This is a genomic window from Halobacillus halophilus DSM 2266 (assembly GCF_000284515.1).
Lineage (GTDB): Bacteria > Bacillota > Bacilli > Bacillales > Halobacillaceae > Halobacillus > Halobacillus halophilus.
The window spans coordinates 4,135,160-4,150,632 of sequence record NC_017668.1; the positions used below are offsets into that span (position 1 = coordinate 4,135,160).

Here is a 15,473-nt window from a genome sequence, read left to right on the forward strand (position 1 = left end):
CTTTCATGATGCTGTATCTTCTGATTTCTGAACTTTAGGTACCTGAATACCAATCTGACAGCCCAGCTTATCGATATTTTTCATGGAAACAGCTCCACTGATCATATGTATTCTTTCCTCCATGCCTAACAGTCCATTACCCTTGCGGCCCGAGAACCCTACTCCATTATCCAATACTTGAAGAGTAATCTGCTCAGGCTGCTCCTTAAGCGTGATGAAGCATTGAGTAGCACCACTATGACGAATAGCGTTCGTTACACACTCTCTAAGACTGTAGGCGAGGATATTCTCATAAAGCTGGTTCAGCCCACCCATTTGTTCGGGAGTTTCTACATATGCCTCTATGCCAGCCTGACGTAGAAGCTTGTTGGACACGTTAAGTTCTTCTTCCAAATTCAGCTGCTTTAAATCCGATACGATTTCGCGGATTTGATTTAAAACCGTGCGGGAAATATGGTTAATTTCCTTGATCTCCTGCTCCGTTTTCTCGACGTTTTTATGTAACATACGTCCGGCAATGTCACTTTTCAATGTAATCATAGACAAAGTCTGGCCTACCGTATCGTGTAAATCCCTGGCAATTCGTTCGCGCTCCTGCTGCTTGACCAGCTCTTCAATACGCTCATTCGCTCTGTCTAATTCTTTTTTAGTATTGGCCCACTTTATCTCATACCGGGTGAGCAAGGGGATTACGACCAGCATAATAACGGCAGCAAAAATATAAGAAAAACCGATCTCCCGTATCGCCAGGCGATCCAGGAGAAAAATCTCCCCGATTAAACCTAATTGTAAAACATAAAGCAAGCTGAAATGCAGCCGGTTTCGGACAAAACCTAGCATATTGGCTGTATATAAAGCCGTGTACAGAAGCCCTTCATGATAATAGTAAATCATCCAGGCAAGAATTCCTGTCATTATGATGATATGAAAAACGGCACGGGATGGATGCCAATAAATATCTCTGTATAAGTATATAAAAATGAACAAGCCTAAGAGACCAATACTTCCTTCTAAGCCTCCCATTCCTAAGAAATAAATCAAAGGGAAACTCAAATAGATAGACCACAGCAAAGGAAGATTTCCATATTTCCTGGGAAATAACTGAAGATTCATATCTGTCACTCCTTCTGAAGATAGCGGTGAGTTAACAAGGAACCACTTAAAAATAAGACAAAATACAAGATCAGTAACCCTATCGTTGCTAAAGAAATGTGCTCTCCTGCTAATAGTGTCCAGGCTCCCTGGGCATACAAATGGCCCGGTGTCCATTCTCCGATGACTTGCATAAGAGATGGCATTTGGTTTATCGGCATCCACAGACCGCCCATAAGCGCGAGTCCTAAGGTAGTCAGATTAGCAAAGCCCGCAGCCGTTTCCGTCGTTTTAAATACCGACACCCATGTTCCAAGAGCCAGGAAAGGGATAATCGCCCCCCACACCCATGCGCCTACCTTCACCCACGATAACAGGCTGAGCTCAATATTTTTCCAATTTGCAGCTACGGCAAATAATAAGACAATAATTAGCCCATTAAGAACCATTAGAGACAAAAATCGTGCCATAAAGTACTCCCAGCGCTTAATAGGCAGCGATTGAAGCCACTTCATCCAGGGCTGAAGCCGATCGTGGAGAAGCTGAATTCCCATAGTAGTAACTGATGAACTCATTAAACTGAAACAGGTCATTGATATCAAAAAATAAGCCTTCCACTCCGTACCTTCAATCGTCGTACTGCCGCCTATAGACGAAGTATATATGGCATAGAAAGCAAAGGGCATAATGATGGAAAAAACGACAAAGTATTTATTGCGGAACATACGCAATAATTCGATCTTAGTAGTTTTATACAACGTCTTCATTGTAATCTCCTCCCTTGCTGGTCATTTCTTCAAAATATTCCTCCATCGAACGTTTATCGATGGATAAATCCGAAAAGGATATCTCTTTTTCGACCAACCACCTGACCCATTGATCCGTATTTTCCGTTTGGAGCTCCCACCTTTTCCATATTAGGTTCCAGTTAAAACCTGCTGCTTTTAGGATAGGATCCGAGTCATTCGTTTCCGTTGTAAAACGTAGCCATTTTTTATAACTCTCTATGTTCTCAACCGATTCGTTTGTGATAAGGTGTCCTTTTTCTAATAGCAGGACGCGGTCCCCTAATAAGGAAGCTTCATTTAAAAGATGGGTAGTCATCAAAATCGTCATTCCATGATCCTTTAGCTTCTGGATTTGATGATAGACGTGCTTTCTTGCTGATACATCCATACCTGCTGTCGGTTCATCCATAATTAGGAGTTTAGGACGACCAATTAAAGCCAAGGCAAAAATCATTTTTCGCTTCTGACCAATACTTAGCTGCTCCGTTTTGACGGATTCTTTCTCTTCTAGTCCAGAAAGGGCAAGAGCTTCTGAATAGCTTATAGGGTTTGGATAGAGACCTCTTGTAAATTGAATTAATTCTTTAATTGTAACTCGATCCATTAAAGAAGCATCCTGCAGCACAAATCCCACTTGCGTTTGAGGATCTTTCCACTCAATATTCCCTGCGTCCGCTTGATAATGGCCCATAATCAACCGCAGTAACGAAGTTTTACCGGCCCCGTTCGGTCCAAATAAGAGAATACTTTCCCCTGGTTCTAAAGAAAAAGATACGTCATTCAGGATTCGGTGCTTTTTGAAATGTTTAGAAACATGGTTAATACGAAGCATCTTTACCACACCTTTTAAGAAGTTACTTTCATTCTAATCTTGAATAATGTAATGGGGTAGAAAGGTTTGTCATCAATTCAAATGACAATTGTCATAAAAAAAACAACTGATGACTACAGATCACCAGCTGTTTCTATTTTGTATGTAAGCTTTTCATGAATGATATTCTTCAGCAATCATGCCATAAACATCAATATCCTTGTATTCACCCCTGTGGTAGATATCGTGTTTCAATGTCCCCTCATAACTCAGTCCAGCCTTTTGCATGACCCTGGTAGAAGCTGGGTTTTCACTCATGGCTGCAGACCACACTCTTTGTAAATTCAAGGTTTCAAAACCATACTCAACCATTCGAACTGCCGCTTCCGAGGCATATCCCTTTCCCCAGTAAGGCTTTCCAACCCAATAAGCAAGCTCGCCTTTCTGATGTTTATGATCTACTCGCAGCGTCATCGTGCCTACCAGCTCATTTGTTGATTTCAATACCATAGCCATAGGATAAGCTTTTCCTTCCTTGATCCATTCTTCATGAGTACGTATCCAGTTTTGGGCATCTTCCAAGGTATATGGATGAGGAACGAAGGTAGTAGCTGCCACGGCTTTGTCACCTGCAAGCTCTGTCACTCGCTCTGCTTGAGATACCTCATACGGTTGTAAATTCAGACGTTCGGTGGTTAATGGCCAATTCATAGTAAAAAACCCCTTTTTAATTTATATCATAGTATTAATTATTTCAGATAAGATCCCGATACTTGAAGAACCCGTTTCGAACTATCTGTAGATGTTTAGGATCGGTGGAGTAGGTCTCGCCGTTTCCTTCGCCAACCTGACGATATCTAGTGAACGGACTATCTATTTGTAGGAAGAGGAACAGCCCTGAAACTTTAAAGGATGCTTAAATAGCAGCGGATTCCACCTAGAGATGCCATAAATTTTACATGGTCATAAGAGTTTGGCCATAAGCAAGCGCTATTCTGATGTGATTTTGAGGCTCAGATATGGCGAAGTCCGGAGGGGGACGATGAAGACTCCTAGGTTAAAAGCGGAAGCACCTTGGTCAGCGTCGTATGGACTGGACATAGGAAGTTCGACTAAGATCGCCACGTCGTGTGGCAACGTCGAACGACCCTGCGTCATGCAGGGCCAAATGTGGAGGTGCCTTGTCCAGCCTCGACAAGCTTAAGAACGACCATGAAAGGAAGGGCTCTTCTTCCTATCATGGTTGGACTTAAGACCTCGAGAGGCTAGGCACCGAAACTAGCCTTGAGCTGGCGGAGATAAAGAAAACACGAAGAGCGGAGCGATATGTTGCCTTATCGTACAGAAGTGAGGGAAGTCTCACTAGACGCTAGGTGCTGGAGCTGGATAGCAATCCATGTCGTTTATGTTCTGATATTTGATTAAATCGAATCTTCCACAATCCGGCTCTTTAGTGTAAGAACTCTTTTATTAAAATCGAAAATAAAGCATTTGTCTAATAAAATTCAGGTTTTGTGGAAAAATGAACACAAACTATGGAAAGCAGGTGTGGTTATGGAATTTCAACAACCCAACTATCGTGCGGGAGATATTGTTTATGTTATCTATCGCAACCCGCATACGTATGATGTGGCCAATGTACAGGAAGCAGCCGTCGTGAAAGATCCAGAAAATCCAGGTGATTTAGCCCTTTTTCTATATGAAACGTATTTCCCGCTGGATTCTGAAATAGCTGTCTATGCCTCACAAGGTGAAGCTGAACGCGCCTATCACGATACATTTGGCGGCGGGATTGAACCGGAGGGACTGCAGTGGTAAAGCCATTTGTACCCGAACTCGTTTACATCGAACCCGGAGCACTCAAATACCCGCTAGGTAAAGAGCTGAAAGAAAAATTTGAAGGTATGGGTATTGAAATTCGCGAGACCACATCCCATAACCAGGTCCGCAATTTACCAGGAGAAAATGATTTTCAGAAATACCGGATGGCGAAATCCACACTGGTGGTCGGTGTGAGAAAAACATTGAAATTCGACACCTCCAAACCTTCTGCAGAGTATGCCATTCCCTTTGCGACAGGGTGCATGGGCCACTGCCATTATTGCTACTTACAAACGACCATGGGCAGTAAACCTTATATCCGCACCTATGTAAATATCGAAGAGGTGTTTGAAGCGGCGGAAGCCTATATGAAAGAGCGGGCGCCGGAAGAAACAAGGTTTGAAGCTTCCTGTACCTCTGATATCGTTGGCGTCGATCACCTCACCCACACTTTAAAACGGGCGATCGAATATTTTGGTCAGTCTGAGCATGGGCGCTTACGGTTTGTAACCAAATTCGCACACGTCGATCACTTGCTTGATGCGAAACACAATGGCCGTACACGTTTCCGGTTCAGTATGAATGCCGATTACGTAATCAAATACTTGGAGCCGGGTACCTCTCGTCTGGATGATCGAATTGAAGCAGCCGTAAAAGTAGCGGAAGCTGGTTATCCTTTAGGATTTATCATTGCCCCTATTTATCTGTACGAGGATTGGAAAGAAGGCTATCGAATTTTGTTTGAGAAGCTGTATGATAAGCTTCCGGAACAAGCAACAAAAGATCTTACCTTCGAACTGATTCAACATCGTTTTACCAAGCCGGCAAAACGCGTCATTCAGAAGAATTATCCGATGACCAAGCTTGAAATGGACGAAGAAAAGCGAAAATATAAATGGGGCCGTTATGGAATCGGAAAATATGTTTACCAAAAAGATGAACAAAAAGAAATGCAGGAGGTACTAGGCGGATATATTGAGCAGTACTTTCCTGAAGCCAGATTAGAATACTTCACCTGATTCTTGACCCTGCCCACTCTCCAGCATTCTGTCCAATCGACAGAAAACGATAAAAGAGTTGATGATGATTCCATACAAGCATTTTTCTATAGAAAGTGTAAGAACTCCTTTCTTTTGTTTACCTTTTTCCTAATTGTGGAATGAGGATATTACGATATTATAGTGATAAAGCAAAAGGAGGATTTCAATATGGATCGTTCACAAAAGCAAACGCAAGGTCAGCCTAAACAGGAACAGGAAAAACAACCTGGAGTGGAAGGTCAATTAGACCCTCAGCCGCTTCAAGCAGATGAAGACTATCAAAGCGGAAATAAATTAGTCGGCAAAGTAGCTCTAATCACAGGAGGAGACAGCGGAATCGGTCGTTCGGTAGCCATTGGCTATGCCAAAGAAGGCGCAGACGTTGCGATATCCTACCTCGAAGAACATGAAGATGCGGAATATACTAAGAAACAAATAGAAGAGCAGGGTCGCCGCGCTATTCTAATTCCTGGTGATGTAGGAGAAGAATCCGTTTGTAAGGACGCTGTTGAACGTACAGTCAATGAACTGGGTCAGCTCGACATTCTAGTAAATAATGCAGCTGAACAGCATCCAACCGATGATTTAATGAATATTACGGCAGAGCAATGGGAAAGCACATTCAAAACGAATATCCATTCCATTTTCTATATGACAAAAGCAGCGATTCCTCACTTGAAAAAAGGAAGCTCTATTATCAATACTGCTTCCATTAACCCTTATACCGGGAATGCGCAGCTTGTCGATTATACCGCAACGAAAGGCGCTGTAGTAGCCTTTACACGTTCCATGGCCAAACAGCTCGTCGATAAAGGAATCCGCGTAAATGGAGTGGCTCCTGGCCCGATCTGGACCCCATTAATTCCTTCTACCTTTGGAGAAGACAAAGTGGAACAGTTTGGTACCAACACACCAATGGGCCGTCCTGGTCAGCCAGTAGAGCACGTAGGAAGTTATGTGTTGCTTGCTTCCGATGACTCCACGTACATGACTGGCCAGTTTATCCACATCAATGGCGGACTGTACACTTCCAGCTAAAGCGTTATTTCTTGCCAAAAGCTCTCTTCTTTTACACAATAAATAGAAGAAGAGAGGAGAACTATATATGCCAGAAGGTCCAGAAATAAGAAGGGCGGCTGATCACGTGGAAAAAGCGTTGACCGGCCGCCCTGTGCTTGAGATATCTTTTGCGTTTGAACAGCTTCAGGATTATCAAGACATGTTTCAAGGAGCTATGATTAAGCGGGTTGAAACCCGTGGAAAGGCCATGCTGATCCGATTCGATCAAGGCTTAACCATCTATTCTCATAATCAGTTATACGGAAAATGGTACGTCCGAAACGCCTATAATTATCCGAAGACCAACCGTCAGCTAAGGCTTGCCATTCATAACAAAAAGAAATCAGCGCTGCTTTACAGTGCATCTGACATTGAGGTGTTAAAGGATGAGGAAGTAGAAGAACATCCTTTTATAGCCAAAGTCGGTCCAGACCTTTTAAATGAATCCGTTACGCCTGAAGAGCTGGTAGAGCGATTTAAAGATAAAAGGTTCCGTAGAAGAAAATGGAGTTCATTACTATTAGATCAGGCTTTTATCGCTGGAGTCGGGAATTATCTGCGGAGTGAAATTTTGTTTTGTGCGAACATTCATCCTGAAATCAAACCGGATGATTGCACAGAAGAACAGCTTAGAAAAGCAGCCGATGCCTGTATAGAACTCATGTGGCGTTCTTATGAGAATAAAGGAATTACGAATGATCTTGAACTTGCTCACCGTTTAAAATCGGAGGGAGCAAAGCGATATCAATATCGGCATTGGGTGTTTAATCGCGAAGGGCAGCCATGCCGCATAGATGGAACAGAAATCATTAAATACAAGACAGCTTCCAGACGGTGTTATTACTGTCCAACCTGTCAGGCTAAGACCTCCAGCTCCGGGAAATAAGGAGCAGGGGGTCTTTGTTAAGTCTCTAGGTGAAGAAAACATGCTCGGCGTGAATGTTTTCTTCAAGTCTGAGAATACCAAACGAGTAATAAGGCATTTTCCGTTTATCTGTGACAGACCCTGGATTAAATAACATCACTTTGTTCATGTAGCGGGTCAGAGGCAGATGAGAATGACCAAAAATAATGAGATCCACTTCCTCACCTTTAAATCCTTCGACCGCCCTTTTCTCCGTCGTTTTTTTCTCTCCATGACCGTGAATCAGACCAATTCGAAAACCATTCAGCTCAATCGTCTGCTTATAAGGAAAAACAGATTGAATGTCTTCCCCATCTACGTTTCCATAAACACCGTACAAGGGTGGTCCATACTTTTTCAGCTCTTCAACCACTTCCTTCGAATGCCAGTCTCCAGTATGGATAATGGCGTCAGCTGAAGGCAGTTCCTCAACTAACCTCTCCGGTAGAGACTTCCCCTTTTTAGGCATATGAGTGTCTGATAGTACAACAATTTTCATCATGGCGTCCCCCTTCTTCTTTACTTCTACCCTCTTAATAAAACCATGAGACAAAAAATCCCCCTTCGGCTCCTTAGAGCGTAAGGGGGATTCGATTACTGAATCGGTGCTTTATTTGGTGTACCCGCTTTACGCGGATATTTCTTAGGTGTTTTCCGGCGCTTTTCGATAATCGCAATATTTCTTTCACTATCCTCTTCAGGAAGGGTGAACGTATGCACGTTTTCCACCTCTCCTCCGACTGTTTGGATAGCAAGCGCTGCATCTTCCATTTCATCGGCCAGGTTAGGTCCTTTCATAGCCATGAAATGCCCGCCTTTAGCGGTTAAAGGCAGACATAATTCACTCAGTACGGACATTCGAGCAACAGCTCGAGCCATGACAAGATCATAACCTTCTCGGAATTTCGCGTTTTTACCAAAGTTTTCGGCACGATCATGGTAAAAAGCCACGTCATCCAACCCTAATTCGTGGGCTAAGTGATTCAAAAATGTGATTCGTTTCTTTAATGAATCGACAATCGTCACTTTCAAGTGCGGGAACACAATTTTAAGCGGCAGACTTGGAAATCCTGCTCCGGCTCCGACATCACAAATTCGTAAGGGCTTGGTAAAATCATAATAAAACGAAGCGGTCAAAGAGTCATAGAAGTGTTTAAGATAGACACCTTCCTTGTCCGTAATCGCTGTGAGATTCATTTTTTCATTCCATTCTACAAGGATTTCGAAGTACTTGTGGAACTGTTGCTGCTGCTGTTCGCTTAATTCAATACCCTGGTTCTTAAGCGATTCGAGAAAGGTGTTGATATCCATGCTTCCATCCTTTCGTTTTATTCACCCGATACGCGAGCGATTTTTCCTTGTTCGATATAAACCAGTAATATAGACACGTCCGCCGGGTTCACTCCGGAGACACGTGAAGCCTGCCCCACAGATAATGGGCGTACTTCTTTGAGACGGTCGCGGGCTTCTGTAGCAAGTCCATGAATGTCATCGTAATCAATGTTTTCAGGAATCTTCTTCGTTTCCATCTTCTTCATACGTTCGATTTGCTCGAGCGCTTTTTTGATATACCCGCTGTATTTAACCTGAATTTCTACTTGTTCCTTCACATCTTCAGGTAGTGAAACCTCACTAGGGGTTAGACGCTCCAGGTGACTGTATTTCATTTCAGGACGTTTCAATAAATCAAGGGCACGTACCGCTTCCTTCAAGCGGGTGCCTCCCGCTTCTTCAATGACAGCCTGAACTTCTTCTGTTTCCTTCAGAATGACTTTATCTAAGCGAGCTCTTTCTTCATCGATCCGCTGCTTTTTCTCAAGGAAGCGCTGATAGCGTTCTTCAGGAATTAATCCTAGTTCGTACCCTTTTTCAAGCAGACGTATATCTGCGTTGTCATGGCGAAGCATCAAACGGAATTCTGCACGAGACGTGAGAAGACGATATGGTTCATCGGTGCCTTTGGTTACGAGGTCATCAATCATAACGCCGATATAGCCTTCTGAGCGGTCGAGAATTAACGTTTCGAGATCCAGTGCTTTCGCAGCTGCGTTAATCCCTGCCATCAGCCCTTGACCGGCCGCTTCTTCGTAACCGGAAGTGCCGTTTAATTGTCCGGCGGTAAACAGTCCGGAAATTTGCTTCGTCTCCATAGTCGGCCATAATTGAGTCGGGATAATGGAATCGTACTCAATGGCATAGCCTGCCCTCATGATTTCCGCATTCTCAAGTCCAGGTACGGTCCTCATCATTTCGTTCTGTATATACTCAGGCAGGGAAGTGGAAAGACCCTGTACATACACTTCTTCTGTATCGCGACCTTCCGGCTCCAGGAAAATCTGGTGCCTTGGTTTATCATTAAAGCGCACGATTTTATCCTCAATAGAAGGGCAATAACGTGGACCTGTTCCTCGGACAGCGCCTGAATACATCGCAGACAGCGTTAAATTATCATCAATAATTTTATGAGTTGCTTCGTTTGTATAAGTCAGCCAGCAAGGAATTTGATCCGTAATGAACTCGGTCGTTTCATAAGAAAACGATCTTGGTTCCTCTTCGCCCGGCTGGATTTCCGTTTTGGAATAATCAACCGTGTGGCTGTTTACCCGCATTGGTGTACCTGTTTTAAAGCGGACCATATTAATTCCCAGTTCCTCCAGCTGCTCGGAAAGAGAAACCGTAGAACGTTGGTTATTAGGACCGCTCTCATAGGAGAGGTCTCCAATCAGGACACGTCCACGCATGAACGTTCCCGTCGTTACGATAACGGTTGGAGCATAGTAAGCTGCTTTTGTTTCTGTAACGACTCCTTTGATTTCATTGTCCTCGACAAGCAGCTTCTCAACCATTCCCTGGCGAAGCGTCAAGTTTTCCTGATTTTCCAGAATTCTCTTCATTTCTTTAATATATAGTGGTTTGTCCGCCTGAGCTCTCAGTGCTCGTACGGCAGGACCTTTTCTTGTATTAAGCAGACGCATTTGAATGTGCGTTTTATCAATTACTTTACCCATAGCGCCGCCAAGTGCATCCACTTCACGAACTACGATTCCTTTTGCCGGCCCGCCAATCGAAGGGTTACACGGCATGAAAGCGACCAGATCCAGGTTGAGAGTAAGCATTAACGTTTTGGCGCCTCTGCGGGCTGCTGCAAGACCAGCTTCTACCCCTGCGTGACCAGCACCGATTACAATTACGTCATAATGCCCAGCATCATAAGTCATTTATTGTCTCTCCTTTGTTGTTGTTTATTTCCCTAAGCAAAACTGTGAAAACAACTGATCGATCAAGCTTTCGTGCACGGTATCTCCGATAATTTCACCAAGAATTTCCCACGTCCTTGTGACGTCAATCTGCACCACATCGAGCGGCACTCCCATTTCCATACCGTTCTGGGCATCTTCAAGGGATTGCTTGGCCTGCTTGAGCAATTGCACGTGGCGGACGTTGGATACGTACGTCATATCTCCCGCATCCAGTTCCCCTTCAAAGAAGGTATCGGCAATCGCATTTTCAAGCTGATCTACACCTTTTTCATGAATTAGCGAGGTAGAAATTACGGGATTATCTCCAGCAAATTCTTTCACCTGATCGATATCTAATTTTGGTTCCAAATCCATTTTATTAACAATAACAATAATATTCATGTCACGAAGGGCATCAAATAGCTGCTTATCGTCGTCATTCAGCTCATCTCCATAGTTTAACACAAGAAGGATGAGATCGGCTTCCTCTAATACTTGTCTGGATCGTTCCACGCCTATTCTTTCGACAATATCTTCGGTTTCCCGAATACCAGCCGTGTCGATCAGACGAAGCGGAACTCCGCGAACATTGACATATTCCTCAATCACATCACGAGTCGTTCCCGGAACTTCCGTCACAATCGCTTTGTTTTCGTGCACCAGTGTATTCATTAAGGACGATTTTCCGACGTTAGGCCGGCCGATAATGGCCGTTCCTAAGCCTTCTCTTAAAATTTTCCCCTGACGGGCGGTCTGCAGAAGATTTGAAACTTCCGCGTGGACTTCTTTCGTCTTTTGCTCCATCATTTCATGAGACATTTCTTCGACGTCATCATATTCGGGGTAATCAATATTTACTTCTACGTGAGCTAAGGTTTCAAGCAGTTTCTGTCTTAGCTGCTGAATAAGGTTCGATAGTCGTCCGTCCATCTGCTTTAGAGCAACGTTCATAGCCCTGTCCGTTTTCGCACGAATCAAATCCATCACGGCTTCTGCCTGAGATAAATCAATCCGGCCATTTAAGAACGCGCGCTTCGTAAATTCACCAGGTTCGGCCAGGCGTCCTCCACTTGCTAAGACGATTTCAAGGACACGGTTCACTGAAACCAGTCCGCCGTGGCAGTTAATTTCAACGATATCTTCCCTCGTAAAAGTCTTAGGCGCACGCATAACGGAAACCATTACTTCTTCTGCTGTCTCTCCCGTATCAGGATCTATTATTTTACCGTAGTGCATCGTGTGGGAGTCGACTTCGTTTAAATCCTTTCCGCGAAACAAATCTCCAGCTATCGAGACAGCTTGAGGACCACTAAGTCGAACGATTGCTATGGCACCTTCTCCCATAGGGGTAGATATGGCAGTTATCGTATCTGTTTCCACACGCGCTCACCTCCTCATGTTGCTATTTTATATTTATCCACAAAGTAGAATTTATTATAGTCACTAACTTAATAGAATATCATATCTGTCCGGTAATTGAAAAGATATCAACAACCTATTACCGGCTCTTTCTCTTTAATTCCATTATCCACATGTGTATAACTCATTATTCAACTGGCTCATTTAAATCTCCGTGTAGATTATTAAAGAAAAGCTCCCTTTTCTGTAAGACTCAGTTTCGAGATAAATGGGTCCGTTACTCTATGTGGAGGGCTGGTGGGGAAATAACTCGTCTTGTTCCATCACCCAGACACTCGAGACATAAGCCGTTCATCAACGGACGGCAAGACCACCGTCCTTTTGATGCTCGGCTTATGCTGTTCGTGTCTATCGGGGTGATTCCTCATTTGGACACTTTCCTATGGGGGAACGGTGAGCTTCCTCGCTCGTTTCACTCCCTGCAGGATCTCACCTAGTTCCTTCTCCCATGGGAGTCTCGCCATTTCCCCACCACCCCAACTATAATGTTGCGAACGGACCCTTCCAGAAGAGATTGGTTCTCCTCCGTAATCTGTATGAAATGCTTTCATGACGGGCGATGTGTGTCGTTACATCCTAACTACATTGGATAATACTTCATTATGCAGGTGATGATTGAAGTGGTTTCGAGCTTCTAATTTGGCAAGGTCCGGAGGGGGATGATGAAGACTCCTGCGGGATGAACATGATCGGTGAGACCCTGAGAGCATAGCTCGAGGAGGCTCAGCACAAGGGATGTTCGACTAAGACCGCCACGTCCTGTGGCAACGTCGAACGACCCTGCGTCGTGCAGGGCCGCGGAAAGCGAATCATCCCCCGCAGGACTTTTCTTCTCATAAAAACATCTCGAAACTGAGTCTTCAACTAACCGGCCCTTTAGTTTAAAAAGTCTTTTAGCGAAAAACCAACACTAACGTTCTAAAGAACCATTCTATAATACTGGATTCACGAAAAAAATCCCATAAAAAAACTTCTGCCAACGATGATTGGCAGAAGTTTTCAGTACACATGTAACTTCTTTAAGAAGGACGTATGACCACATGTCTACGTGGATCATTTCCATCGGAATCAGTTACGACTTTTTTATGGTTTTGAAGAGCCGAATGAATAATCTTCCGTTCATAGGAAGGCATAGGCTCGAGCTTGACCTCTTTACCAGAGGAAATCGCTTTTTCCGCTAATCGCTTAGCCAAGTTTTCAAGCGTTTCCTTTCGTCTTGCCCGATAACCTTCTGCATCCAGCATAACGTTATAAAACTGATCAGATTCCCGATTAACGGCGAGTTGAGTTAAATATTGCAGTGAATTTAAGGTTTGACCGCGTTTTCCAATGAGCATGGCGATTTTGTCACCCTCGAGCTGCATGGCAATATCACGGTCTTTTACTTCTGTTTTTACTTGTACAGGAGCACCCATTTGTTTTGCTACTTCTATGATGAATAATTCGGCATCCTGCACTGGATTCTTTTGAATAGATACTTTTACGATTGCCGGTTTTGAACCAAAACCAAGAAATCCTTTTTTACCTTCATCAATGACATCTACTTGAACCTGGTCCTTCGATGTTTGTAATTGTTCAAGTGCTGATTGGACCGCTTCATCAACTGTGGTGCCAGTAGCAGTTATTTGCTTCACTCACCTGCTCCTCCCGTCGCATCTTTCATCATTGGCTTACGAATAAAAATGGTCTGAAGAATCATAACGATGTTACCTACAATCCAATAGATCGCAAGGGCTGATGGGAAGAAGAATGCAAATGTACCGATCATTAGCGGCATGATGTAAATCATCATCTGCATTTGCGGGTTTTGAGCTGCTGCTCCTCCCGCCATCATCAGCTTCTGCTGTAGGAATGTGGTAGCTGCTGTAAGAATCGCAAGGAATGGATCGGATTGTCCTAATTCCATCCATAGAAAACTGTGAGTTTGAATCTCAGATGTTCTCATAATAGCATGGTAGAAACCAATCAATATCGGCATTTGCACAATAATAGGCAGACAGCCCGCTAATGGATTAACTCCATTTTTCTGGAAAAGCTGCATCGTTTCCTGCTGAAGTTTTTGCTGGGTCTGTGCATCTTTAGAAGAATATTTTTCTCGTAATTCTTTAAGTTCCGGCTGAATTTCCTGCATAGCTTTTGAACTTTTTAACTGTTTAACGTTTAACGGCAGTAACAATACTCGGATAATAATGGTTACGATTACAATCGCCAATCCAAAACTTCCGTTTGTCAGATCTGCGAAATACAAGAGCGTCTTAGATAATGGAAAAACAATATATTCATTCCAAAATCCTGTACTATCCTCGGTGATATCCTGATTGACCTGGGTACACCCGGATAAGAACGTAAGCACACCTGCCATGGCAAGCAATGCTATTATTTTGTTACGCAACGTTCCTTCCTCCTTACTGAATCCCTCTGGCTATTCATTAAAAATTATTTTTTATCCATACATCAGTGTAGCATTATTTCATAGAATAATTCTATAAGATGATGGCTTATTTTTTCTTATTCAATAGCTTTGATCTTGATAGAACATGGATCAAGCTTTTTTTCGTTTCATGAAAGTTCATATTATTGGTTGGTTTTCTAGCAATAATCACAAAGTCATACTGAGGATGGATTTGGTCTTCCAGTTCGTGAAAGGCTTGTCTTAAATAACGTTTCACCTGGTTTCGGACCACTGCAGGTCCAATCCTCTTACTGACAGAGAGGCCGATTCGAAAATGAGCCTGGTCTTTTTTCTTCCAATAGTAAAGGACGAGTTGCCGGTTTGCGAACGACTGACCGTGCTGAAATACTTTTTGGAATTCTTCATTCTTTTTAATTCGATATTCTTTCTTCATAGAACTCCCTCCAAAAATATAAAGCGCTAGTTGCCAGTCAGACCTTCACGCCCTGAACATTAGAAAAGCGCAGTGGATCTCATAGTAGAGACCCGACTCCGCAAGACAATCTTAACTAGAAAAAAAGACCACTGAGGTTTTCAGTGGCCTATGCTGATAAAACTTTTCTTCCTTTACGACGACGACGAGCAATTACTTTACGGCCGTTTGGGCTGCTCATGCGCGTACGGAAGCCGTGTACTTTTTTGCGCTTACGATTATTTGGTTGAAATGTGCGTTTCATTATATATACACCTCCTGAGGAATAATTCCATAACTTACTTCTAAAAGGCAGTCCTAATAATTATAAGCAACGTATCTTCATTCTGTCAATGTCCTTTTCACTTTCTCCTCCAGATCCACTTGAATCTCTACTCCGTTATATAACAGTTTGTGTACTATAACACCTCGTTGA

At 43.4% G+C, this 15,473-nt stretch carries 16 protein-coding genes; 4 read left to right on the plus strand and 12 right to left on the minus strand.

What is annotated here, in order from left to right:
- Positions 1-3 precede the first annotated feature (3 nt).
- From HBHAL_RS20115 to HBHAL_RS20130, 4 genes are all read right to left on the minus strand, one after another.
- Positions 4-1,113: a sensor histidine kinase gene (locus HBHAL_RS20115; RefSeq protein ID WP_014645374.1), complete on the minus strand. Its 1,110-nt coding sequence runs from the start codon at positions 1,111-1,113 to the stop codon at positions 4-6.
- Positions 1,114-1,118: 5 nt separating this feature from the next.
- Positions 1,119-1,859, minus strand: coding sequence for an ABC transporter permease (locus HBHAL_RS20120; protein ID WP_014645375.1), 741 nt, complete (start codon positions 1,857-1,859; stop codon positions 1,119-1,121).
- Positions 1,843-2,712 (minus strand): ABC transporter ATP-binding protein, encoded by an 870-nt coding sequence (locus HBHAL_RS20125; RefSeq protein WP_041601492.1) that lies wholly within the window; start codon positions 2,710-2,712, stop codon positions 1,843-1,845. The genes HBHAL_RS20120 and HBHAL_RS20125 overlap by 17 nt, the downstream gene beginning before the upstream one ends.
- A gap of 153 nt (positions 2,713-2,865) precedes the next feature.
- Entirely contained in the window at positions 2,866-3,402 is a 537-nt protein-coding gene (locus tag HBHAL_RS20130; protein ID WP_014645377.1) for a GNAT family N-acetyltransferase, read from the minus strand.
- 843 nt (positions 3,403-4,245) lie between these two features.
- Here HBHAL_RS20130 and HBHAL_RS20135 point away from each other — a divergent pair.
- From HBHAL_RS20135 to nei, 4 genes are all read left to right on the plus strand, one after another.
- Positions 4,246-4,509, plus strand: a complete 264-nt coding sequence (locus HBHAL_RS20135) for a transcriptional regulator SplA domain-containing protein (RefSeq protein ID WP_014645378.1) — start codon at positions 4,246-4,248, stop codon at positions 4,507-4,509.
- On the plus strand, positions 4,503-5,531 hold the full coding sequence (splB, locus tag HBHAL_RS20140) for a spore photoproduct lyase (protein ID WP_014645379.1): 1,029 nt from the start codon (positions 4,503-4,505) through the stop codon (positions 5,529-5,531). Before HBHAL_RS20135 ends, splB begins: the two co-directional genes overlap by 7 nt.
- 189 nt (positions 5,532-5,720) lie before the next feature.
- On the plus strand, positions 5,721-6,590 hold the full coding sequence (locus tag HBHAL_RS20145) for an SDR family oxidoreductase (RefSeq protein WP_014645380.1): 870 nt from the start codon (positions 5,721-5,723) through the stop codon (positions 6,588-6,590).
- Positions 6,591-6,657: 67 nt separating this feature from the next.
- Positions 6,658-7,497: an endonuclease VIII gene (gene nei, locus HBHAL_RS20150; protein ID WP_014645381.1), complete on the plus strand. Its 840-nt coding sequence runs from the start codon at positions 6,658-6,660 to the stop codon at positions 7,495-7,497.
- A gap of 25 nt (positions 7,498-7,522) precedes the next feature.
- On the opposite strand, the gene HBHAL_RS20155 is transcribed toward nei, so the two are convergent.
- The 8 genes from HBHAL_RS20155 to rpmH form a co-directional block, all read right to left on the minus strand.
- The gene (locus HBHAL_RS20155; protein ID WP_014645382.1) at positions 7,523-8,017 is read right to left on the minus strand and encodes a metallophosphoesterase family protein; all 495 of its coding nucleotides are present in this window, start codon (positions 8,015-8,017) and stop codon (positions 7,523-7,525) included.
- Between the two features lie 92 nt (positions 8,018-8,109).
- Positions 8,110-8,826 carry a 16S rRNA (guanine(527)-N(7))-methyltransferase RsmG gene (gene rsmG, locus HBHAL_RS20160; protein WP_014645383.1) on the minus strand — a complete coding sequence of 239 codons (717 nt, stop codon included), beginning with the start codon at positions 8,824-8,826 and terminating at the stop codon, positions 8,110-8,112.
- 17 nt (positions 8,827-8,843) lie between these two features.
- Positions 8,844-10,733 (minus strand): tRNA uridine-5-carboxymethylaminomethyl(34) synthesis enzyme MnmG, encoded by a 1,890-nt coding sequence (gene mnmG / locus HBHAL_RS20165; RefSeq protein WP_014645384.1) that lies wholly within the window; start codon positions 10,731-10,733, stop codon positions 8,844-8,846.
- 24 nt (positions 10,734-10,757) lie between these two features.
- Entirely contained in the window at positions 10,758-12,134 is a 1,377-nt protein-coding gene (gene mnmE, locus HBHAL_RS20170; protein ID WP_014645385.1) for a tRNA uridine-5-carboxymethylaminomethyl(34) synthesis GTPase MnmE, read from the minus strand.
- A 1,058-nt stretch (positions 12,135-13,192) separates the two neighbouring features.
- Complete coding sequence (gene jag, locus HBHAL_RS20175) at positions 13,193-13,807, minus strand: RNA-binding cell elongation regulator Jag/EloR (RefSeq protein WP_014645387.1); 615 nt, start codon at positions 13,805-13,807, stop codon at positions 13,193-13,195.
- Positions 13,804-14,565, minus strand: a complete 762-nt coding sequence (gene spoIIIJ, locus HBHAL_RS20180; protein ID WP_014645388.1) for a YidC family membrane integrase SpoIIIJ — start codon at positions 14,563-14,565, stop codon at positions 13,804-13,806. Before spoIIIJ ends, jag begins: the two co-directional genes overlap by 4 nt.
- A 106-nt stretch (positions 14,566-14,671) precedes the next feature.
- Positions 14,672-15,019, minus strand: coding sequence for a ribonuclease P protein component (rnpA, locus tag HBHAL_RS20185; protein ID WP_014645389.1), 348 nt, complete (start codon positions 15,017-15,019; stop codon positions 14,672-14,674).
- Positions 15,020-15,167: 148 nt separating this feature from the next.
- Positions 15,168-15,302 (minus strand): 50S ribosomal protein L34, encoded by a 135-nt coding sequence (gene rpmH, locus HBHAL_RS20190; protein ID WP_014645390.1) that lies wholly within the window; start codon positions 15,300-15,302, stop codon positions 15,168-15,170.
- Positions 15,303-15,473 lie beyond the last annotated feature (171 nt).

Coding starts and splice junctions, on each gene's coding strand:
- mnmG (WP_014645384.1), bottom strand. CDS start 10,733: ATGACTTATGATGCTGGGCATTATGACGTAATTGTAATCGGTGCTGGT.
- rsmG (WP_014645383.1), bottom strand. CDS start 8,826: ATGGATATCAACACCTTTCTCGAATCGCTTAAGAACCAGGGTATTGAA.
- HBHAL_RS20115 (WP_014645374.1), bottom strand. CDS start 1,113: ATGAATCTTCAGTTATTTCCCAGGAAATATGGAAATCTTCCTTTGCTG.
- nei (WP_014645381.1), top strand. CDS start 6,658: ATGCCAGAAGGTCCAGAAATAAGAAGGGCGGCTGATCACGTGGAAAAA.
- HBHAL_RS20145 (WP_014645380.1), top strand. CDS start 5,721: ATGGATCGTTCACAAAAGCAAACGCAAGGTCAGCCTAAACAGGAACAG.
- HBHAL_RS20120 (WP_014645375.1), bottom strand. CDS start 1,859: ATGAAGACGTTGTATAAAACTACTAAGATCGAATTATTGCGTATGTTC.
- rpmH (WP_014645390.1), bottom strand. CDS start 15,302: ATGAAACGCACATTTCAACCAAATAATCGTAAGCGCAAAAAAGTACAC.
- rnpA (WP_014645389.1), bottom strand. CDS start 15,019: ATGAAGAAAGAATATCGAATTAAAAAGAATGAAGAATTCCAAAAAGTA.
- HBHAL_RS20125 (WP_041601492.1), bottom strand. CDS start 2,712: ATGCTTCGTATTAACCATGTTTCTAAACATTTCAAAAAGCACCGAATC.
- HBHAL_RS20155 (WP_014645382.1), bottom strand. CDS start 8,017: ATGATGAAAATTGTTGTACTATCAGACACTCATATGCCTAAAAAGGGG.
- HBHAL_RS20135 (WP_014645378.1), top strand. CDS start 4,246: ATGGAATTTCAACAACCCAACTATCGTGCGGGAGATATTGTTTATGTT.
- HBHAL_RS20130 (WP_014645377.1), bottom strand. CDS start 3,402: ATGAATTGGCCATTAACCACCGAACGTCTGAATTTACAACCGTATGAG.